Here is a 22,640-nt window from a genome sequence, read left to right on the forward strand (position 1 = left end):
TTTTGTGTTTGTTGTCTAATGTAAGCGCTTACATTTTATTGCAAAAAAAATCGCCGAACCCGATTTTTATAAATGTAACCGCTTACAATAAGTTATTAGAAAGTAAAACAATCGTCAATAAAAATAACTTTTATACTCGCAATTAATATGTATGTTCATGTTATTATGGATATTATTTTAGCCATATTTTTTCATCCTAGTATCAAATGTATCTATTTTTAGCAATAATTGAAAAATTACTCACATAGAAGCAAATCAAGGAGACCAGCATGCAGGCAGTTAAATTTGTAAATGAGTTAGTCACACCAAGTAAAGTGGTTTGTGTTGGCCGAAATTATGCCGCTCATATCGCAGAGCTTAATAATGAAACGCCAACGAGTATGGTGTTATTTATTAAACCCAATAGTGCTTTGTCAGATACGCTTCATGCTACTCATGGTGCTGAACAGTTACATTATGAAACGGAGTTGTGCTTTTTAGTTAAAGATAAACAGCTTGCAGGTGTAGGACTTGGGCTTGACCTAACAAAGCGCCGTTTACAATCCACTTTAAAAGGAAAGGGGCTACCTTGGGAGCGCGCCAAGGCATTTAATGGTGCCGCTCTTTTTAGTGACTTCGTACCATGTAATGATACCAAGCATTATCAGTTTAGTTTACTGATAGATGGTGAGCCTGCTCAGTATGGTGACACACAATTAATGCTCCATAATGCCGAGAAAATCTTATCTGAAATCAGTGAATTTCTGGATCTCGAAGACGGCGATATCATTATGACCGGCACCCCTGAAGGAGTTGGGGAGGTTGAATCTGGTTCAACTTTCCAAGTGGTGCTTATGGACGAACAGAGTGAGGTGTTGTCTCACCAGTGGCTGGCTGTTTGATTGGGTTTAATATCAAGCGCTCATATTGTGACGAAAAATCTGCAAAGTTTTGCTCTAACCATACTCGTTGACTCTGTTGGTAGCGCTCACTGGGTAATACTTTCGTTTTTAATGCATGATTGATTTCAGCGAGTACTTTTTCGGCGTAATTATTTGGAGCACTTGTTGAGCAACCAATCGCGCCAAGCATAATACTTTGCTTTGGATTACTAATGGTTAGCTTTTCTATATATTGTTGATTTTTTTGATTGTAGTAATCAGCAACAAACGGATAATCAATTGTGTAATCAATATAACCATGCTGAAGTTGCGAAAGAATAGCGTAACTCGGATGACTACCTGTGCTACTAAGCGCTGCACTTTCATATAACTTAGTATTTTTAGCTATTTTTTCAAATTTGCTCCCGAATTTACGAGCATCGTTTTGCCCAAACATAAATCTTGAGTCAGTCAGTAATGAAATTAAAGATACGGGATTACCATGAATTTGAGTTATCTTTTTTGCTTGCTCATGAGTACTCAGTATTGTGAAAGGAGGGTAAACCGTGGTGGGGATTGAGTAAGTCGCACGCTTAGTTTTTTGTTCCCGATGAATCATGCAAGAGTAACACGCCATATGACCTTCATCGAGGTACTTCCCAGCTCTTTTTTGCGGTAGTAATACTTTACTGTGATTAATGTTAGGCAGTGCTTCGATGAGCATATCTGTAATTTCATTACACAGACCACCGTATTGGTTTTTGTCGTTTTTTTCTAGATAAAACGGCTTGCTGTCATTTTCCAGCCAAGTAATTGATAAGGTTTCAGAGGCGTGAGTCAACGGAGCTAAAAATAAGCTTAAAACAGTATAAATTTTTAACTTCATATGCTTACTCATTGAGTACCCGTTTTCAAAATTACTTATGTTAACTATACACTAAAGTATTGAAAATATAACGGGTTGTTAAGTAAATTACTGAATAAGTATTAATTTTTAGGTATTAATACTTATTCAGTCAGAAGCTTTAAATATCAGAAAGGTTGCGGGTATTGTTTAAATACATTATTGATATCAGTGATAGCTTGTTCTGATAACTCAATTGAAAAAGCAGCTATATTGTCTTGTAGTTGACTCATCGAGGTTGCCCCAATAATCGTTGAACAGACCCCATCAACTTGATTACACCACGCAAGGGCAAGCTGTGCGGGTGTTACACTGTAGGTTTTTGCAATATCCACATAATTTGCAATCGCTTGCTGTGATTGCACTGTGTCTCTGAATAGTCCATTACGTTGTACCAAGGTCCAACGACTTCCTTCTGGGCGATTACCATTTAAGTATTTACCGCTTAGCATACCGCCACCTAGTGGTGACCAAGGCAGGTAAGCAACATCTTCGTGAATACATTGCTCTATTAAATAAGGCCAATCTTTGGCATGCAGTAGGCTAAACTCATTTTGAATAGAAACCATGCGCGGTAGATTATGCTGCTCACTTAAACGCAGGTATTGGCTGATGCCCCAAGGCGTGTCGTCTGATAAACCACAGTGTTTAATTTTACCGGCTTTTACACAGTCATTCAGACCTTCAAGAATATCGAGCATACCCGCTATATTTTGCTCGGTGTCGGCATCTGAAAAACGGACTATACCAGGCCATTGCTTGCCAAAATGTGGCGAAGTACGATTTGGCCAGTGAAGTTGGTATAAATCGATAACATCAGTTTGTAAGCGTTTCAATGACGCATCAACAGCGTCAATCACAGCTTGACGAGTAATGTCGCCGCCATCACGCACCCAAGATAATCCATTGCCTGCAATCTTAGTTGCGATAACAAGGTTATCACGCTTGTTTTTGTTACGAGCTAGCCAATTACCAATAATTTCTTCTGTTTTTCCGTATGTGTCGGGTGAGGGGGGGACGGCATACATTTCTGCTGTATCGATAAAGTTAACCCCTTTATCTAGCGCGTAAGCAATTTGTTCGTCGGCATCAGCTTGGTTATTTTGCATGCCCCATGTCATGCTACCTAGGCAGACACGAGAAACATCAATACCACTTCGGCCAAGTGGACTATAAAGCATATTAGTTCCTTGTTAATCGTGAGAATGGGCTTTGAGTGCAGTTAATAGCTCATCGCTTAACTGGGCTTTTTTACCCGTTTTAAAATTAAACATAACGACTTGTGATGAGCCAATGGTGGTGACAGCGTCTTGGCTTTCACTAAATACAGTGTAATGCATCATAAAACGATCGTGTTCAATGTCACTAATCTTTACGCCAACATGAACTGTGTCAGGGAATGTCACTGGGCGTTTATAGCGGGCGTTGTTTTCGCTGATCACAGGGCCTACACCTGTTACTTGTAAATCTTTAAGAAAACCTAGTTGGGTAAAAAAGTCGATCCGAGCTGTTTCGAAATAACGAAAATAGACCACATTATTGACATGTTGCAGGGCATCCATTTCACCCCAAGCGACATTAATTTTTGTTCTGATAGGATGTTGTTCTATAAACGATTGCATAGTAAATCTTCATTAATTGGAGAAAACTTAGGTTAGCAATATGCTGCTTTTAGCTCAAGGAAATTAGAAATTTCAGCAAATTGTGCTACTTTTAATAGTTCACGCTTACGTAAAGTGTGGCTCATATAGAAGACACAATAAAGGATTTTATTATGCAGCAAACAACAGTGAGGATAATGAAGTGGATAGCCTTGTTCATCGTACTAGCACTTGCTTTACTCTGCTACAGTATGGGCACAATGTCAGGTTTTATCGCTATAATTGTGGTCGGTTTTTTACTTGAAGGCGCATTTTGGTTATTTGGCTATCGATTATTTAACCGTAAAAAAGCGTCTGAGCACTCAAATCAAACCTCATAACTTGCACAATTAGGCAGATTACATAATAATGACTGTATAAATAAACAGTTGTTATATGCCTGATGAAAAAATTCATTCACATTGATATGGATTGCTTTTATGCAGCCGTTGAGATGCGTGATAACCCCGCTTTGGCAAGTGTGCCGTTAGCAATTGGCGGTAATAGTCGTCGTGGGGTGCTTTCTACAGCTAACTATATTGCTCGCCAGTATGGTGTGCGTTCGGCAATGTCTAACTACCATGCCAAACAATTATGCCCTGATCTGGTCATTGTGCCTGGGCGAATGCATGTTTACAAAGAAATCTCCACACAGATACGCGCTATTTTTGCTAAATATACCGACCTAATTGAGCCCTTATCACTTGATGAAGCTTATCTTGATGTAACTGACAGCACCGCTTGTAAAGGCAGTGCTACGCTTATGGCACAGCAAATCCGTCAAGAAATCTATGATACGACAGGCCTGACTGCATCAGCTGGCGTTGCGCCAATTAAGTTTATTGCCAAAATCGCCAGCGATGAAAACAAGCCTAATGGCCAGTTTGTCGTGTTACCTGAGCAAGTCGATGACTTTTTGGCACAATTGCCGCTGGGTAAAATCCCAGGTGTGGGCAAGGTGACTTTAGAAAAGCTGCAACTTAAGGGGCTCTATACTGGGGCTGATGTGTGTGCTAAGGGTGTTAACTGGATGCAGCAGCATGTTGGAAATTTTGGCGTTTCTCTATATCAAAAATGTGCGGGTGAATACATTGGTAAGGTATCCACAGAGCGAGTGCGTAAATCACTGAGTGTTGAGCATACCTATGAGTACAATAAAACTAATTTGGATGAATGTTTAAGCCAATTACCCTCCTTAATGGATGAATTAACGCGCCGCCTTGATAAACAACAATTAAATAACCGTATCAACAAATTATCGGTGAAGGTGAAGTTTGCGAACTTTGTAGTAACCAGTGCTGATCAAAGTCATCACCAATTAGATGAAAGCATATTTTCAGAACTTTTAAGTAAAGCGTATGAGCGAGGCAAAGACCAACCAGTGCGTTTATTGGGAATAGGGGTTGGAATAAAGAGTCAATCTCATGAGCATTTTCAGCTTAGTATATTAGACTAAAGGTTAACACCTTGGTGGTTGAAATTTTGATAGTGTTTGGTGGGGTGCTGAATCTTTCTATACACCTCCTTAAGACAACATTATAACTAAATAAGAGAGATGACTATGCAATCGGTCGTGATCGTGCTGCTCGGAATAATCGGTATGTTGTTCGGATGGTTTTTCTATTCGAAATTCATCGCCGAGAAGATTTTCAAAATGGATGATAATTTTGTCACACCCGCTCATGAACTTGAAGATGGTGTTGACTATGTGCCTACAAACAAGGTTGTGTTGTGGGGCCATCATTTTACTTCAGTGGCAGGTGCTGCGCCGATAGTCGGCCCAGCGATTGCTGTATACTGGGGCTGGGTACCTGCTGTACTTTGGGTTGTATTTGGTACTATTTTCTTCGCTGGTGTGCATGACATGGGCGCTTTGTGGGCCAGTGCCCGCAATAAAGGCAAGTCGATGGGGGCACTGTCTGAGACGGTGATAGGCAAACGCACCCGTGCGTTATTTATGATTGTGGTATTTTTAGTACTGCTAATGGTCAACGCTGTATTTGGCGTTGTTATTGCCAAGTCATTTGTATCACAACCAAATGCTGTTTTTCCTGCTTGGGCTGCCATTGTTGTTGCTTTAGTTATTGGTCAGTTATTAAGACGTAAAGTGTCTTTAATCCCACTTTGCTTTGTTGGTGTGGGGATACTTTATTACACCATTTATCTAGGAAGCGGAATGCCAATTGCTTTACCTGACGAAATGTTTGGTTTAAGCGCAAATGCGAACTGGATTATTATTTTATTCATTTATGCTGCTATCGCTTCACTTCTACCTGTATGGATGCTGCTGCAACCACGCGACTTTATTAATGGTATGCAATTACTGGTTGGTTTAGTCCTGCTATATGGTGCGGTATTTATTTCTATGCCAGATATCACAGCACCTGCTTTTAATACCCAAACTGCGGTGGATACGCCAAGTATTATTCCGTTGCTATTTGTTACTATTGCCTGTGGTGCGGTGTCTGGTTTCCACGGTATCGTGTCATCGGGTACCAGCTCTAAACAGCTAAATAAAGAGACCGATGGCCGTTTTGTTGGTTATTTAGGTGCCGTGGGCGAAGGCATGCTAGCGTTGATTACCCTAGTTGCGGTAAGTGGTGTTGCGCTTGCTGTTTCGCCTGAAGAGTGGCATGAAATTTACAGTCATTTAGGGGCTGGTAGTGTCAGTGCATTTATTAATGGCGGTGCTAACTTAATTGAAAGCGGCTGGGGCTTGTCAAACGAGATAGCTTCAACATTACTTGCCGTGATGGTTGTGTTATTCGCTGGTACAACGATGGATTCGGGTGTGCGTCTGCAGCGTTATATTATCCAAGAATGGGGTGATATTTATAACATCAGTATTATTCGCAATGGTGTGATTGCAACCTTAATTGCTGTGCTGTGTTGCTTACTGCTAGCTTTTGGTGCTGGTGGTGCTGATGGCAGTGGCGGTATGATTATTTGGCCTCTATTTGGTTCTACTAACCAGATCCTTGCAAGCTTAACGTTACTGGTTATTTCTGTGATGTTAATTAAAGCGAACCGTCCTGCAAAATATACATTGATCCCGATGAGCTTTGTGCTAGTGATGGCGTTTTTTGCTGGCGTAATCAAACTGGGTGAATACTATCAGCAAGGTAACTGGCTGTTAGTTACTCTTGATGTTTTAGTGCTTGTAATTAGCGTTTTGGTGATGTTAGAAGCGTGGTCTGTGATCGTTAAGCATCGTAACGATAATAAGCAAGTTACAGAGCAGTAAACTTAGCTTGCCAGCCATAAAGCAGCTTAATTTGCTTGGCTGGCAATAGCTGACCAAATCAATGATAATACGGTCCTATGTTTCTAACAGCAGGACCTTTTTTATGGCATACCCTCATGCAATTTCAGCACCTCAGATTGCTGATGCAGATCACGATGCATTAATTATTATCAGTGATGACTTTTCTTCTTTAGCTGATCAAAATTTAAGTCAAGCAATTACTACACATCAAGCTGTTGATGCACGTATTGGTAAGCAAGTTACGTTACTTGTGATTGATTCTAAACGTGTAATTTTAGCACCGACAGGTCCACTTAATCGCGACTATGACGATGTACGTCGTTATTTTGATGCTGCAAAGCAAGGTATATTAGAAGCCAAAGCATCAGGTAGCACTAAACCAGCTTTGTACTTACCACAAGCAAGCCAAGATGGGCGTTATCAACATGCACTTGAAGTGGCTTTTTTAGGTGCATGTCAGGCATTGTGGCAACCGCTTGAAGCGCGAGAATTTCATGGGCAATCCATTGAGCCTATTAGTCAAATTAGTCTTATTGGCGCAAATGAGCAAACAACGAAAGCTGTGAATGCGATTGCAGCGGGTCAATACGCTGCGCGTGATTTATGTGGTACGGAGCCTGAGCGCATGGCACCACCACGTTTTGCAGATTACTGTGTTGAGTTATTTGCAGGCAGCAAGGTATCTGTTGAGGTGATTTCAGATATCAACACTATCGATAAAGATTACCCAATGATGAGCACGGTAGCACGTGCTTCTTACGCTGTTGAGCGCCATCACCCACGCGTTGTGAAACTAGAATATGTACCTGAAGGCGACGTTGAGCGTACCTTGATGTTTGTTGGTAAAGGTTTAGTTTACGATACCGGTGGTGCAGACCTTAAAGTTGGTGGCTTTATGGCAGGTATGAGCCGCGATAAAGGCGGTGCTGCTTCGGTAGCTGGCTTTATGAAGTCAGTGGCAGACTATGCTCCAAAAGGGGTAAAAGTGATTGCTTATTTAGCCGTGGTTCGTAATTCGATTGGTTCTGATTGCTTTGTTCCAGATGAAATCATTACAAGTCGTGAAGGTGTGCGTGTGCGTATTGGCAATACGGATGCAGAGGGGCGTTTAGCAATGGGTGACTTACTAAGTGAAATGAAAGACCGCGCATTAAACGAAGTAAACCCTGAGCTATTCACTGTGGCAACTCTAACTGGTCACGCAGCACGAGCCATGGGTCCTTACAGCGCTTATGTTGAAAATGGCCCCGCACGTCAGGCTAATATTTCACGTAAACTTGCTGATTTAGGCGACTTATGGGCCGATGCTGCAGAGGTTTCTCGTAGCCGCCGTGAAGATTATGACTTTATTAAGCCGCGCACGTTAGCTGATGATGTATTATCAAGTAATAATGCAGCTTCTGCAGTGACTGCACGTGGTCACCAATTTCCAATGGCGTTCTTGGCGATTGTTGGTGGCTTAGATAAGCATGGCACTGAATCAGCGCAACCATTACCGTATGTGCACATGGATATTGCGGGCAGTGGTGTAGAAGGCGGTGACTGGCAACACGGCAAGCCAACCGCTGCAACAGTTAGCAGCTTATTTGCACGTTATTGTTTGTAAGTTATTAGATTAAGAAAAAACCCGCATCATGCGGGTTTTTTTGTCGTTAGTCGAGCTTGAAGCGGTTTACAACATCACTTAATGCTTGGGAGCTTTGCTTTAAGTTTTCACTGTCACTTGATAATCCTTGAGTATTTGATAAGGATTGCTCGGTGGACTGTGAAAGTTCATTGATTCGTAAATTTACCTCATCTGCTGCGCTTGTTTGTTGCTCTGTGGCGCGTGCTATCTGGCTATTCATGTCTTTAATTACACTCACTAAGCGCTCAATTTCTGTCAACGATGCGTTCGCTTCACTCGCTTGTAGTACGGTATCGCTTGAAAGCTGTTGACTTGCTGATACTGCATCAACAGCGGCTTGAGCACCGATTTGTAATTTACTGATCATAGCTTGAATTTCATCAGTGCTCTTGCCGGTGCGGCTAGCAAGGGTGCGCACTTCATCAGCGACAACCGCAAAGCCGCGGCCTTGTTCACCAGCTCGAGCTGCTTCTATAGCTGCGTTCAACGCCAGTAGATTAGTTTGCTCGGCGATACTGCGTATCACATCAAGTACAGAGCCTATATTGTTACTTTCGGCTGCAAGGTCTGCGGTCGCTTGACTGACTTGCTCAATATTATGCGACAGTGTTTCTATAGCTGTGATGGTTTTATTTAGCACTTGCTTGCCATTTTCAGCGTTATGGGATGCTTCATTGGCTGCATGTTCAGCTTGTTCGGCATTTTGACTGACATCGTGGATTTGGTGTGTCATTTGCTCCATTGCTGTAGCCACTTGAGTTGAACTGTCATTTTGAAGTTCTATAAATGACAGGTTGGTTTTACTGGCATCATCGACATTGTGAGCGAATTGGTTCACCTGTTGTGCATTATGTGCAACATGCTTGAGCGATTCACGCATTTTAGCGGTGTAAAGATTGAAGTAGCGCGATAACCGTGACACTTCATCATTGCCATTTTCATCAAGTTGCTGAGTTAAGTCGCCTTCTCCTTGGGAAATATCTTTCATCATGTTAGCGGCAAGCTGCGTTGGTCGTAAAATGCTATTTGCAATGAGATAACTGAGCGCAGTTAACAGGGCGATAATGATCACGGCAGTGATAATGACGTGGTTTCGCAGTGAAGCAAATGCCTCTTCAATGGTATCGATATAGACACCTGAGCCAACAATCCACTGCCACTTAGCAAAGCCTTTAACATAGGCAATTTTATCGACGGGCTGATCTTTCCCAGGCTTTGGCCACTTGTAAGGGATAAATCCTTCACCTTGCTTTTTGACAATATTGACCATATCGACAAATAACAGTACGCCATCAGGATCTTTACTGCCCGCAAGTGATTTACCATTTAGTTCTGGTTTAAATGGATGCATCACCATGACGGGTTGGTAGTCATTTATCCAAAAATAATTGTTATTGTCGTACCGTAGTGCAGAAATAGTTTGTAAGGCAGCTTGTTTTGCTTGCTCTTCGCTGAGCTTTCCTTCTTTAAAAAGTGCATAGTTATGTTCAATAATACTATGAGCTGATTCAACTAAGTTTTGGGTTTTGATGTATTGTTCTTGTTCTAAAGATTCATATTGTTGCGTTAAGCTTGATATGCTTAAAAAGATAAGACCAATCACTACTACGCTCACCAACATGGCAAGACGTTGTAAAATAGTAAAGCGGCGTAAATAATTCATGTATATTCCTTCGTCATGCTCATAGGAGCAATGTATTAAGCGTAGCTAAAATAGGTCGAAAATCTAGTTAACTAGTAGAATATATTGAGACAAAAAAAAGGCTGATTTTACAATCAGCCTTTAGTCTAAGTTATCGAAATTAAACTAGATTACTCTACGTTAAAGTGTCGGTTGAAGAAACTTGTGATAGTTTGGTGTAAGTGAGTTTGTACGCTCTTGCCACGTAAACTGTGTTTTGAGCCAGGGTAAGTCATCATTTCGAACTGCTTTTCTTGATCTTGCAGTTGTTTGAACAACTTAGTGGCGTGAGTGAATAACACGTTGTCATCAGCCATACCGTGGTAAATCATCAACGGGCCTTTTAAGCCTTCAGCATAGGGGAATACGGCACTTGCTTCGTAGCCTTTTGCGTTGCTAGCAGGGTGACCGACATAACGCTCAGTGTAGTGCGTATCGTACAGTGCCCAATCAGTTACTGGCGCACCAGAAACACCGGCTTTGAAGTAGTCGCCCGCTTTAAACATCGTCATAAGCGCCATGTAACCACCGTAGCTGTGGCCATAAATACCAATACGCTCAGGGTCAACGTAATCAAGAGTACGTAAGAACTCGACACCTTTGATTTGGTCTGCAACTTCAGCAACACCTAAGTGCTTATAAATCACGTCTTCAAACTTTTTACCACGGTTGTATGAACCACGGTTGTCAAGTTGGAAAATAACATAGCCTTGTTGCGCCATATACTGGAAGTACAAGTTTTTGCTGCGCCAGCTATTAGTGACACGTTGCGCGTGAGGACCCCCATATACATTTACAATGACAGGGTGTTTTTTACCATCTTGATAATTTGTTGGCTTGAACAAACGATAATGCATAGTCTGTCCATCTTCAGCCGTTAATGTACCGTATTCTGGGGTGATTAAATCAGCGAGATAAGGCGTTAATGGGTGTGACTTATCTAACTTGTTTTCTTCAAGCCAGGTGATGAAATCACCATTGATTTTACGTAACGCAGCAGAGCCTGGTTTGTTAACTGATGAGCTGTTATCGATAAAAGTTTTGTTATCTTTTGCAATGACCACATTGTGGTATGCACCAAGTTCAGTTACGCGCTTAATTTCGCCTTTTTTGAATAGCGGTACGCTGTAAAGGTGGCTTTCAAGTGCTGTGTCTTTACGGCCAGCAAAATAAACGATGCCTTTTTTCTCATCAATCCCTTTTAAGCTATCAACAACCCAATCACCTTGTGTGATTTGGCGGATCATTTCACCGTTTGTGCGATATAAATATAGGTGTTTAAAGCCATCACGTTCAGATGCCCATACAAAGTGCTTTTTATCATTTAAGAACTCAAGATCAAAGTGTAGGTTTATCCACGTTTTGCTTGTTTCTGTTAATGCGACTTTTTGTTTTTTACTATCGCTATTATAAAAACGCAGCTCTAAATTGTGTTGTGAACGGTCTTGCCACTGATATGACAAAGTTTTGTTGTCTTTTAACCACTTAGCTCGCGCGATGTAGATGTCTTTATCTTCACCTAAATCAATCCAGTCAGTTTTTTGATTGTTGATATTTACTACGCCAAGTTTTATTTCAACATTATCAGTGCCAGTGAACGGATAGCGTTGATTAAAAAGCTTTACTTCATCTGCGTAAATTTCGTTACGAATGGCTTCTTTTACAGGGCTTTCATCAACACGGGTATAGGCAATTTTTGCTTCATCACCTGACCACCAGTAGCCCGTCATACGGCCCATTTCTTCTTGCGCAACAAATTCAGCCATGCCGTTTTTAATTACGCCACCGCCATCGTTACTTAATTGGATTTCTTTACCTGTTTTTAAATTAAGTGCGTAAAGATTTTGCTCACGGATAAAAGATACATAATGCCCTTTTGGTGAGAAACGTGCATCGGTTTCAAATGCGTCAGTGTCCGTTAACTTGCGGCTTTTAGCTGAGGCAAGTTCGTAGTAGTAAAGATCACCATTAAGTGGAAAAAGGAGTGCCTTTCCATCTTTTGACCATTTGTATTCTAAAATGCCTTTACCAAAAATACGCTGACGCTCACGACGTGCTTTTTCTTCATCAGATAAATTTTCTGGGCCTGAAAATAATGCTGCGGAGTCAACCAGTAGACGATTTTTGTTATCTTTTAGATTGTATTCCCATAAATCGTAGCGGTTATAGTCATCTGTTTTACCTTGTAGGTAAGTAACTCGACTTCCATCAGGTGAAAACTTTAACTGTACCGGCGCTTTACCAGCTAGGCTTGGGTCATCAAAAATACGTTCTAGGGTGAGTTGTTCTGCGTTTACACTAAATACCGTTGCAACCATTGGCAGGGCAAGTGAGAGATATTTAATTTTTTTTAGCACAAGGGTACCTTTGCTCGAATAAAAACTGCCACGATGTTAATGGTAAGCTTAGGCAACTGCAACTAAATGCTATAAAGTAGCAGGGGTACAACTTAGATTTAAGGATTTTTTGATGGAAAATACCTACTCGCCGTTTTCGCTGGCCAAAGAACTACAACGCGACTGTATCGAACTTGCTGATTGGCCACTGTGTAAAGTATTGCTGATGAATGACAGCCAATATCCATGGTTTATTTTAGTGCCTAGAGAGGCGGGTGTTAAAGAGATCATTGACCTGTCTGAACAGCAACAAATTATGTTACTTCAAGAATCTGCTAAGTTAAGTAAGCTGCTTCAACAGGTATTTAGTCCTGATAAGCTGAATGTTGCTGCACTGGGTAACATGGTATCGCAATTACATATTCATCATATTGCGCGTTTTAAAAGCGATGCCGCATGGCCCGCACCTGTATGGGGAAAGTTACCTGCTATACCTTATAGCGATGAGCAAATTTCAGCACTTAAAGCGCATTTTTAATATTCGTGCTAGAGTAAAATTTATTTTTCAGAATACTAAAAGGAGGGAGTAAAAAGTGAAAAGGTTAATGCTTTCAGTACTTTTTATTTTTAGCTCCTTTTCGTGTTTTGCTAAAAGTTATTACTTTGTAGGGAGTCATTTCCCCGCAATTTTGGAGCCTAATCCCCAAGGAGATGCTACCGGACTGGGTGCTGATATTGTTCATGAAATATGTCGGCGTTTAGGGCATACCGTAATTATCGATGTGATGCCATTGAAGCGAGCGTTGAAAATGGTTGAGCAAGGGAAGGCTGATGCGATTATTGGACCCTACAAGTCGCTGCTTCGCGAGCAATATATTCTGTACAGTGAACTGCCTTTCTATGAGGATCCTATTGTATTTTATACTAAACCGAGTAACTCAGTTACTTGGCTTGGCAACTTCGCTAGTTTAAAAAAAGACGTAATAGGTGTAATTCGAGGTTGGGATTACGGTCAAGAGTTTAAGCGTTATGAATCGAGTTTGTCACTCTCTGAGGTGGCGAGTGTGCAAGCAAGCTTTTTACAGTTAATGTACGATAGAGTTGATCTGCTTCTGGCTCATCCACGTGCGGCAAAGCCTGTAATAGAAAGATTAGGGATTGCTGAAGACGTTATTATGCTTTCGCCCTTGCTAACTGTTAATCAAGGCTATTTTGGTTTTTCTAAACAACGAGAGTTAGGTCGTTTTATTGATGAGTTTAACCGAGAGTTTCATAACATGTTGATAAGTGGCGATATCGTAAAGTTAAACAACAAGTATGGACTCAGTTTTGTTGCTCATTAATAAGCTTTAAATAATAAAAAACGCTGCCACTGGCAGCGTTTTTTATTTCAAAATAACTGGTTTAGTTTAAACCTAATACGTCTTTACCTTGCTTGAAGGTTACATCAACAGGGATATTTGCTTGGCTTAGCTTTTCTAAATCTTTAGCAAGCTCAGCTTTAATCTCACCATGAGTTGCGATTAACTGATCAACTTTTTGGTAATCACCGTCACCTTGAATCGTTAAGATTAAGCGCGAAAGTTTTTCCATTGCTTGACTCATTTTCTCCATGTTAACGCTGTATAAGCCGTCCGCATTTTTAGAAAACGCACCTTCTTCAGCAAAGAAGTTAAAGCGGATCATATTTGCTTTACCGTGGGCACTTGATGCACCAAAACGCACTGAGCGGAAGATACCAGCCATGAAGGTGATGTAATAATCTTCTAATGTTCCGTCAGTGATTTCGCCTTTTTTAAGTAGCTGTTCAACCATGTAAAGCCCTAGGATATCTGCTTTACCTTCTTCAAGGGCACTGGCATGCTCTTGTAGTGATTGGCGAACAGTCCCTTTACCTGTAAGGGTGTTTTTAATGCCTAAACCATGGGCTACTTCGTGGAACATAGTGTTAGCAAAAAATGCATCAAAGGTGATGTGCTTACGTTGCTCTGGAACGATTAACTGCTCTGAAATTGGCACTAAGATTTTATCGAACTTAGCGCGCATTGCATTTTTCAGCTGTAAGCGACGTGTGCCTTTTTCTAATTGAACTTGCTCGTCATTTGGCAGGTTGATGGCAATTGTTTTACTGCCCGCATTTGAGTGGCCAGCATAGTACACAACATCATAAGCATTTAGGTCTGCATCTGAGCCGGGTACTTCTTGCTTATACTTGTCTGCAACAGGTAAGCCTTTTTGCAACTCAGGTAGGAAAGCAGCAAACTTAGCTAAGCGTTCGCTCCAAGCAAGGTCTTTAATAAGTACATAAGATTCATAGGCGGCGCGATAACCAAATAGCTGATCTTCGTAAGTTTCGATAGGACCTATAACAACATCAATTGGGTTATTTTTCATATCCATCCACGCAAAGTCAGATGGTTGGAAATCATCACTTACTAGCGCATCAGCACGCATACTTAAGTAGTTTGCAAATTCTTTGTCGTCAGCAAGTTTACTTGCTTCACGTAATAAGTTCGCTGCTTTTTCAAGCTCTTGTGCATATTCTACAGAGTATGCAACGCTATAAAGTTTGCCATTTTCATCACGCTTAATTACAGAGTAAAGGCCTGTTTTGTCTTCAACATTTGCGCTATTTAATTCTTCTTTAGTGATATCGCTTGGATAAAAACCTGCGCCAAGTGGCTTTTCTTCGTAGCCAGATAAAAAGACTTTATCGCCATTTAAACGATCCCAAGGGCCGTAGTTGATATCTGCAAATTTCTGAACTTTTTCATCATTTATTTTTGCTAAAAATGCGTCTTTGTTTTCACCAAATGCTTGATGCCAAAATAGTTGATCCATGATTTTTGATGCATCAATTAGCTTACCAACCATTTGTTTTTGATTGTCACTTAAGTGGCTCAAGTCTGATGTAAGTGTAAAGTCTGTATAAATATCTAAACGACTCTTGTCAGCATTGATAAGTTGAGGATTATTTTCTTCAGTAATTTGCTTTGTTTGTTGTGCTGTAGGCTTAGTTTGAGAAGTGGTTGCTTGCTCATTAGAGCATGCGCCAAGAAAAACAGCACCTGATAAGATAAGTGCTTGGCTAATTTTATTTAATGTCATTTTTTTGCCCGTTAGAAAGAGAGAATCATTACGTTTAAAACAGAACGTCTTCGCATTAAAGCAAATCTGACATATATATGGCAAGTTTAGTGCGCTAGAAGCAATATTTATTTATCAGGTAGTGACTTAAAAATAAAAAAATATAATTTCTGTGTTTTTCTTAACTTTAGCGCTAACTTAGATAATACTAAAACTATAATTAATCTAAGAATGTCAGTCATTAGTTTGCGTTATTTGCAAGTGGCTAATTCAAGAGGATGGCACGTATATGTCAACAGAGAATGCTTTACTGACCATTTTGGTCGACAGAATAAATAATGACACGTTAGTGTTACCTACCTTACCGGAAGTTGCTGTCAAAGTGAGACAAGCGGCGGACGATCCGAATGTAAATTTAATGCAGATGGCGGATGTCATTGCACATGATCCTGCTTTATCGGCAAGAATGATTAAAGTGGCCAACAGTGCATTTATGGGACGCTCAGTGAAGGTCACAAATTTACATCAAGCGGTAACTCGTATTGGTTTAAGGCAAATTAAGAATATTGCTACGGCAATGGCCATGGAGCAGCTTTTTGTTTCACATAATGAGTTAATTAAGGGTTATATGGATAAAGCATGGCAAAAGACGCTTAAAGTTGCCTGCCATTCAATTACCTTAATGGATTTCTTTTTACATATGAATAAGCACACTTCATTGAACCGAGATACCATTACACTCGCTTCATTGGTTTATAACATTGGCGTGCTACCCATTCTTACTGAAGCTGAAAAACACCCCGAAGTATTTGCCAATCCTAGTTTTCTTGCCCACGCTATTCAAAAGCTAGGGGGGAAGGTTGGCGGTGCTATCATGCGAGCATGGGGTTTCACTGATGAATTTGTTGAAGTTGCTGAAAGCTGGGCAAATCCTAATTACCGCCCTGAGCATATTTGTTATGTGGATTTTATCCGTATAGGTGCCATTCTGGAGGGAATTTTACAAGTTTCAGATAAGTCGGCCGCGTTGCAAATGTATGTTGATAAAGGGGTCATTGAGTCTCTTGATATGTTCAATACTGATGAGTACCACAATATGCTCAATGAGGTTAAGGCCGTTTTTACTGACTAATACCATACAGGGTATAATCTTTATCTACGCAGTATGAAATAACAAAAAAGTGCGATGTTTATCGCACTTTTTTGTGTCACGCACTGTTATAAATCGTCAGCGTCACCAAGCCCTTGTGTTAGCTCTTCTAACATTTGCTTGATCTCTTCTGATGCGAGGATAAAGTCTGCATCGAGCTTGACTGCCATATCTTCTTTAGGAATGTCAGCGTTTTCTTCTTTTAATGTTTCTGAGTAGTTCATGCGTTTGATTGAACCATCATTTTGCAGCATAAACTTAACGCGCTCTTGCCAATCTAGCGCCAGCTTAGTTACACGCTTGCCATTTTCTAGATGCGATTTTACTTCATCACATGATAGGTCATGACCTTTTAGTTTTACCTGAGCTCCGCTGTCATCAGCTTCTTCAAGCTCGGCATCATTGCCGATAGCAAACCCGTCAGGTGCACTGAACTTAGTGAGCCAATCTGTTAAAAATACATCAAGGTCATAATTCGCAAATGCAGGAACAACAGGCAGTGTGCCAAGTGATTTACGAAGTAGGGCTAGTAGCTCTTCTGCTTTATTAAAGCTTGCGCTGTTTACGATTACCCAGCCATTTTTTTGATCGATAAAGGCAAACTGTAGGCTCGATTTTTTAAATGCTTGAGGAAGTAGCGTATGTAGAATATTTTCTTTTAATTCGTCTTTTTCTTTTTTCTTAACAGGGCGATTTTCTTCGGCTTCAATTTGTTCTACTTTTTCAATTACAAGTTCGTTGATTACGGCCGCCGGTAGTACTTTTTCTTCACGCTTAGCGCACACTAAAATACTGTCTTGAGAAAAATGAGACAGTGTTTGGCCATGTTTGCCAAATGCTTTTGTCCAACCAAACGTTGATAGCTCTTGGCCTGTACATGAACGAAATAGGTCTTGCTCTAGGGCTTTGTCGAAATCTTCTTGGTTATATGAGACGTCTTGTTTAAAGCGGTAACAGATAAGGTTACTAAACCACATAATTAGGCTAATCCTTTCAATAAATTTGCCCAATCATAACAATAAAAAAGTGATGCCGAAATGAATGATTTCGGCATCATGGCGTTTTGCTTACGAGTTGAACATTGAAAGCGGTTTCGGCATGTTTTTTGGAAAGCTTATGTGATAGTGCAAGCCTTTACCAGGTTCACTATTGACTTCAATATCGCCACTAAGCGTTTGTTTCACTAGGTTAAAGGTGATATGTGTCCCTAGGCCACTGCCGCCTTGGTCGCGTTTGGTGGTAAAGAATGGGTCAAAAAGTTTTTCTAACTGCTCTTTGGTAACGCCATTACCGTTATCTTTAAAGTCGATAATCACTTCATCTTCTTCGTCTTTAATAATGATATCAATAAGGCCATTTTCGATGCCCTCGAAGCCGTGGATCAGCGAGTTCATGATAAGGTTAGTGAAAATTTGACTAATAGCGCCAGCCGGTAAGTTAAGGGTTAAATCTTCAGGACAATCAAGGTTAATATGATGCGATGTTTTCTTTAATTTAGGGTGTAACGAGCGAATAACTTCCCCTAAATATTCTTTAAAGTTAATGGTTCGCACCGCTTCGCTTGCTTGGTCTACTGCAATTTGTTTAAAACTTGCAACTAACTCTGAAGCGCGGTCAAGGTTACTGGTGAGTAAGCTTGTGCTTTGTTTGGCATCATTAATAAATTCTTCAAGCGCTTTTGGCGACAGGGTTTTGTCTTTGTAAGCGGCTTCTATTTGGTCCAACCGCTCCTGTAAAAATGAGGTTGCAGTTACACCAATACCAATCGGTGTGTTTACATCATGCGTAATACCCGCGACTAAGCCACCTAGTGCAGCCATTTTCTCTGAGCCGACAAGGCGCTCTTGTGCCATGTTTAGCTCATCAAGGTAACGTTGTAATTCTGTTTGCTTGGTAATTAATTCTTGTTCGGTTTGTTTACGTAAATCGATTTCTTCTGTAAGGGTTAGTTTTTGTTTTTCTAACTCATATTTTTGCTGTTGCAAGTCCATCATAGCTTGGCTGAGGTTGGATGTTTTACGTGCGACTTCTTGCTCTAATTGCAGATTTTGTTGGTCAAGTTTTTCGTTGCTTATGAGCAGTTCTTTTTGGGTATGTTCGAGCTCTTCTCTGTACAACACCACTTTATCTATTAAGCGATTGAATGACTCTTCCATCACTTTTAACTCGTTATGCTCACTCGTTTCGATTTCGATGTGACGACCTTCTAAGTCATTGAGCTCAAGGTCTTCAATTTGTTCGGTGAGTTGTGCAAGTGGCTCGGTAAGTTGTTTTCTAAAGGCTATTAAAAATAAAATGATCAAAAACGTGGTTTTGATCATCGCATTACCAATCAAGAAATAAATTGAAATCATAATACGGCTAAAGACAACTTCGCGGCTTGAAAATAGGGTGACATCACCGACTTGGGTTGCTCTGCCTGAAAACTCAAAAATAAGCGGGAAAGTATAACCAAATAAGCCCGAAGGGGTGTCCTCAATAATGGCTTCTTCTTGCACTAGTTGTTGGCTGTATAATTCGTGTATATCTAGAGAGCGCCCAAGTTGGGATAATATTTCACCGCTATCATCACGAACAATAATACCTTCAATCATTGGAATGGCGAGTAATCCCTCGGCCGTGGTAATTGTTTGTTTGGTGTTTAACTCCCAAATGGCGCGGGTTAAGCTTCGGCTAAATGTTTTTTGCAAGGTGGTTAATTCGTCACGTATATAGTCTTTAGTATTAACGTATTCAGCAATGACCTGCCCACACGTAACTACAAACGTTAATAAAAAGTAGACCGAGAGTACGCTGGTTAATAATTTTTTTGACAGGCTTTTTTGTAGCATGGAATATCCATAGCTCCTTGGTGACAATTGTAATACATTCAGCTAGTTCTAAAGTTAGCTAATAAATGATTAAAAATAAATAAATATATCCTTTTTTGAAGAAACATTTATAAATTGTTACTAAATATTGAAAAAACTTAGCCTTACTGCACTTTAAAAAGTGTGTTATAAATTTACTTCATCTTTTACTTTAGCCTTTTTTAATGTTGTATTTGCTACAGCAAAGATTTTTATCTCATGAATAGTTCTAATTTCACAGTACTTGTCTGCGATGACTCAAACGTTGCTAGGAAACAAGTTGTTAGGTGCTTAGGTGATTGCATCAGTGCTGATATTCATCAAGCCAAGAATGGCAAAGAAGCACTTACTTTTTTACGAGAGCAGAGCTTTGATTTGCTGTGCTTGGATTTAACTATGCCAGAAGTCGATGGCGTAACTGTACTCGAAACCATCAAAGCTGAAAAAATAGAGTGTTTTGTATTAGTTATTTCGGCTGATATTCAAGTTGAAATGAAACAACGAGTTGCAAAACTAGGTGCTATCGACTTTATCGACAAGCCGATAGATATTGCCCGCTTAAAAGCGACCTTGCATAAATTTGGTATTCATTAGTGTTTCTTATAACCTAAATGCATAATTTATCTTCAAGTAAAGGGTTGACAGCCTAGCTAGTAATAGGGCAGTCTAAAGGCTATGAAAACATTTAATCACGCAACGACCATTATTATTACAACCATCATCCTTACGGGATAGTGGCATAGGTCGGTGCAACAAATATAAAGGCCTGTGTTCACTAGAACACAGGCCTTTTTTCGTTTATGGGATGAGGAAACATAAATAATGCGAGTATTAAAATTTGGCGGGTCGTCCTTGGCTGACTTCGCGTGTTTGCAACAGGTAGCTCAGTTAGTCAAAGAAGAATTACGTGATGAAATGTTGTTAGTTCTATCAGCACCAGGTGGTATGACAGATTCTCTGGTAGCGTTAGCAAGTGCAGCAGAACATGGGCAAGATTTTAGTGAGTTATGGCAAGCACTGGTTGAACGCTGTGAACAATTAAAAGTTGCTGTTGAAGCTGATTTTGGTCAGGTAGCAAATTGGCCAGACTTGAACGAGCTTAAGAATAAACTAGATGGTGTTGCACTTTTAAAATGCTGCCCAGACCAAGTACGTGCTTATGTAATCAGTTTTGGTGAGCGCGTTAGTGTTGCCTTGATGGAATGTATGCTTAAAGAGAGCAATGCTCGCTACCTCGAAGCAACGGCGTGTATAGCTTCTGTAGGTGGTTACATTGATGCTGAAGCTGACTTAGCAGCAAGTAAACTACGTTTTCAAGAAGCATTGAAAGCGGCGCCAAGTACTATTTATATCATGCCAGGTTTCACAGCATCTAATGAGCAAGGGGAGCTTACAACACTTGGCCGTAATGGTTCAGATTACTCAGCTGCGATTGCAGCAGCGTGTTTAGAAGCTGATGTGTGTCAAATCTGGACTGATGTAGACGGTGTGTACAATGCTGACCCGCGCTATATCAAAAAAGCCTCTAAGGTTGATTCGCTTTCATATAAAGAAGCGATGGAACTATCGTATTTTGGTGCGAAAGTGTTGCACCCAAAAACGATTTTACCTTGTGCTAAAGCAGGTGTGCCGTGCGAGATTAAAAATACTCATAACCCACGTGCAGAAGGTTCTGTGATCAGCAACGACAGTGTGTCGAGCGATCCTGTTAAAGCGCTATCAAGTTTACAAAATCTCGCTATGTTAACGGTGTCAGGCCCGGGTATGAAAGGCAAAGTGGGCATGGCGTCAAAAGTATTTAATGCACTGGCTCATGACAATGTTTCAATTGTGTTAATCACTCAATCTTCATGTGAATTTAGCATCAGTTTCTGTGTGCATGAGAGTGACCTATCACTTGCCCTTGAAGCATTACAAACAGCTTTCGAATTAGAATCACAAGCTGGTTTAATTGAGCCAGTACAAGTACAGCGTAATCTTGCTATTGTCACTTTAGTGGGTGACAACATGCGTGCTCATAAAGGTTTAGCTGCTAAGTTTTTTGCTTCATTGGCACAAGCGCAGGTTAACATTGTTGCTATTGCACAAGACTCAACAGAAAGCGCCATTTCAGCCGTTATCGATGGTGAGCTATGCAACGACGCAGTAAAAGTGTGCCATGAGAACTTCTTTACGCATATTCCTTCAATCGATGTGTTTCTACTTGGCTGTGGCTTAGTTGGTCAAGAGCTTATTCAGCAGCTAGAGCGCCAACAAGCATGGCTTGAAAAACGCAACATTAAGCTGAACCTATACGGTGTTGCTAACTCAAGACAGCTATATCTAGATAGCGAAGGCATTGCTTTTGATGGCTGGCAAGAAAAACTAGCGAGCTCAGAGCAAGCATTTGATTTAAATCTGGTTGAGCAATTTGTTAAACAAAATCACTTAATCAACCCTGTGATCGTAGATTGTAGCTCAGCCGATAAACTTGCTGCGCAATATGTTGATTTCTTAAATGCAGGCTTCCATGTCGTTGCGGCGAATAAAAAAGCCAATACTAGCTCGTATGCTTACTACCAAGATTTAGTGGCAGCAACACAAAAGAATAATCGTAAGTTTTTATATGAAACAAACGTAGGTGCAGGCCTACCGGTTCTTGATAACCTGAAATCGCTATTTGGTGCGGGTGATGAGCTTATTAAGTTCAGCGGTATCTTATCGGGTTCATTATCGTATATGTTTGGTGCGCTACAAGATGGTTTATCACTTAGCGAAGCAACGTTAAAAGCAAAAGAAAGTGGATTTACAGAGCCAGATCCGCGTGATGATTTATCAGGCACTGATGTTGCCCGAAAACTACTGATCATTGCTCGTGAATCAGGTCTTGAGTTAGAACTAAGCGATATTGAAGTAGAATCTGTTTTACCACAAGGGTTTGCAGAAGATGATTCTGTAGCCGATTTTATGGCAAAACTACCATCAGTTGATGCGCAGTTTAACGACCGCATTCAAAGTGCAGCAAGTGAAGGTAAAGTACTTCGTTATGTGGGCACTATTGAAAACGGTCAATGTAAAGTAGGCATTGAAGCCGTAGATAGTAGCCATGCTTTATACGATATCCGTGACGGTGAAAATGCACTGGCAATCTTAAGTCAATATTATCAACCACGCCCGTTTGTGATACGTGGTTATGGCGCAGGTGCTGAAGTAACGGCCGCAGGCGTATTTGCTGATATCTTAAAAACGTTAACGCGCTAGG

18 protein-coding genes are annotated in these 22,640 nt (G+C 40.6%); 10 read left to right on the forward strand and 8 right to left on the reverse strand.

The genetic code is table 11. From position 1 onward, the window contains the following. Nucleotides 1-269 precede the first annotated feature (269 nt). A complete protein-coding gene (locus L3Q70_RS03500) occupies nt 270-881 on the forward strand; it encodes a fumarylacetoacetate hydrolase family protein (RefSeq protein WP_193988378.1) in 612 nt (203 codons plus the stop codon). Here the strand turns inward: L3Q70_RS03500 and L3Q70_RS03505 are convergent. From L3Q70_RS03505 to L3Q70_RS03515, 3 genes are all read right to left on the reverse strand, one after another. Beyond that, entirely contained in the window at nt 832-1,746 is a 915-nt protein-coding gene (locus L3Q70_RS03505) for an ABC transporter substrate-binding protein (RefSeq protein ID WP_157066226.1), read from the reverse strand. The genes L3Q70_RS03500 and L3Q70_RS03505 overlap by 50 nt on opposite strands. Nucleotides 1,747-1,892: 146 nt before the next feature. Next, complete coding sequence (locus L3Q70_RS03510; protein WP_193988379.1) at nt 1,893-2,945, reverse strand: aldo/keto reductase; 1,053 nt, start codon at nt 2,943-2,945, stop codon at nt 1,893-1,895. Nucleotides 2,946-2,957: 12 nt separating this feature from the next. Next, complete coding sequence (locus L3Q70_RS03515) at nt 2,958-3,386, reverse strand: thioesterase family protein (RefSeq protein ID WP_062570179.1); 429 nt, start codon at nt 3,384-3,386, stop codon at nt 2,958-2,960. A gap of 152 nt (nt 3,387-3,538) precedes the next feature. On the opposite strand from L3Q70_RS03515, the gene L3Q70_RS03520 reads away from it, so the two are divergent. The 4 genes from L3Q70_RS03520 (at nt 3,539) to L3Q70_RS03535 (ending at nt 8,275) form a co-directional block, all read left to right on the forward strand. After that, nucleotides 3,539-3,745 (forward strand): hypothetical protein, encoded by a 207-nt coding sequence (locus tag L3Q70_RS03520; protein WP_237114857.1) that lies wholly within the window; start codon nt 3,539-3,541, stop codon nt 3,743-3,745. Between the two features lie 62 nt (nt 3,746-3,807). After that, nucleotides 3,808-4,860, forward strand: coding sequence for a DNA polymerase IV (dinB, locus tag L3Q70_RS03525; protein ID WP_193988380.1), 1,053 nt, complete (start codon nt 3,808-3,810; stop codon nt 4,858-4,860). 105 nt (nt 4,861-4,965) lie between these two features. Continuing rightward, nucleotides 4,966-6,648: a carbon starvation protein A gene (locus L3Q70_RS03530; protein WP_062570182.1), complete on the forward strand. Its 1,683-nt coding sequence runs from the start codon at nt 4,966-4,968 to the stop codon at nt 6,646-6,648. Nucleotides 6,649-6,751: 103 nt separating this feature from the next. Continuing rightward, nucleotides 6,752-8,275 carry a leucyl aminopeptidase family protein gene (locus tag L3Q70_RS03535; RefSeq protein ID WP_237114858.1) on the forward strand — a complete coding sequence of 508 codons (1,524 nt, stop codon included), beginning with the start codon at nt 6,752-6,754 and terminating at the stop codon, nt 8,273-8,275. A gap of 46 nt (nt 8,276-8,321) precedes the next feature. Here L3Q70_RS03535 and L3Q70_RS03540 read toward each other — a convergent pair whose 3' ends face one another. Together L3Q70_RS03540 and L3Q70_RS03545 are read right to left on the reverse strand one after the other, a co-directional pair. Then, nucleotides 8,322-9,959 (reverse strand): methyl-accepting chemotaxis protein, encoded by a 1,638-nt coding sequence (locus L3Q70_RS03540; protein WP_193988381.1) that lies wholly within the window; start codon nt 9,957-9,959, stop codon nt 8,322-8,324. Between the two features lie 149 nt (nt 9,960-10,108). Continuing rightward, nucleotides 10,109-12,334, reverse strand: coding sequence for a S9 family peptidase (locus tag L3Q70_RS03545; RefSeq protein WP_237114859.1), 2,226 nt, complete (start codon nt 12,332-12,334; stop codon nt 10,109-10,111). A 112-nt stretch (nt 12,335-12,446) separates the two neighbouring features. Here L3Q70_RS03545 and L3Q70_RS03550 point away from each other — a divergent pair, with 112 nt between their 5' ends. Both L3Q70_RS03550 and L3Q70_RS03555 read left to right on the forward strand, forming a co-directional pair. Further along, nucleotides 12,447-12,851 (forward strand): HIT domain-containing protein, encoded by a 405-nt coding sequence (locus tag L3Q70_RS03550; protein ID WP_237114860.1) that lies wholly within the window; start codon nt 12,447-12,449, stop codon nt 12,849-12,851. A 55-nt stretch (nt 12,852-12,906) separates the two neighbouring features. Beyond that, on the forward strand, nt 12,907-13,656 hold the full coding sequence (locus tag L3Q70_RS03555) for a transporter substrate-binding domain-containing protein (protein ID WP_157066227.1): 750 nt from the start codon (nt 12,907-12,909) through the stop codon (nt 13,654-13,656). Between the two features lie 61 nt (nt 13,657-13,717). Here the strand turns inward: L3Q70_RS03555 and L3Q70_RS03560 are convergent, their stop codons facing one another. Next, the gene (locus L3Q70_RS03560) at nt 13,718-15,421 is read right to left on the reverse strand and encodes a Zn-dependent hydrolase (protein ID WP_193988384.1); all 1,704 of its coding nucleotides are present in this window, start codon (nt 15,419-15,421) and stop codon (nt 13,718-13,720) included. Between the two features lie 268 nt (nt 15,422-15,689). On the opposite strand from L3Q70_RS03560, the gene L3Q70_RS03565 reads away from it, so the two are divergent. Continuing rightward, nucleotides 15,690-16,532 (forward strand): HDOD domain-containing protein, encoded by an 843-nt coding sequence (locus tag L3Q70_RS03565; RefSeq protein WP_062570189.1) that lies wholly within the window; start codon nt 15,690-15,692, stop codon nt 16,530-16,532. An 86-nt stretch (nt 16,533-16,618) separates the two neighbouring features. Here L3Q70_RS03565 and rdgC read toward each other — a convergent pair whose 3' ends face one another. Further along, entirely contained in the window at nt 16,619-17,527 is a 909-nt protein-coding gene (gene rdgC / locus L3Q70_RS03570) for a recombination-associated protein RdgC (RefSeq protein ID WP_062570190.1), read from the reverse strand. A 90-nt stretch (nt 17,528-17,617) separates the two neighbouring features. Then, a complete protein-coding gene (locus L3Q70_RS03575; protein WP_062570191.1) occupies nt 17,618-19,381 on the reverse strand; it encodes a HAMP domain-containing sensor histidine kinase in 1,764 nt (587 codons plus the stop codon). A gap of 237 nt (nt 19,382-19,618) precedes the next feature. Between L3Q70_RS03575 and L3Q70_RS03580 the strand changes: the two genes are divergently transcribed. Together L3Q70_RS03580 and thrA are read left to right on the forward strand one after the other, a co-directional pair. Then, a complete protein-coding gene (locus L3Q70_RS03580) occupies nt 19,619-19,993 on the forward strand; it encodes a response regulator (RefSeq protein ID WP_062570192.1) in 375 nt (124 codons plus the stop codon). A gap of 228 nt (nt 19,994-20,221) precedes the next feature. Beyond that, entirely contained in the window at nt 20,222-22,639 is a 2,418-nt protein-coding gene (thrA, locus tag L3Q70_RS03585) for a bifunctional aspartate kinase/homoserine dehydrogenase I (RefSeq protein WP_237114861.1), read from the forward strand. Nucleotide 22,640: the final 1 nt, after the last annotated feature.

This window comes from Pseudoalteromonas sp. CF6-2, assembly GCF_021729425.1.
Taxonomy (GTDB): Bacteria; Pseudomonadota; Gammaproteobacteria; order Enterobacterales; family Alteromonadaceae; genus Pseudoalteromonas; species Pseudoalteromonas arabiensis.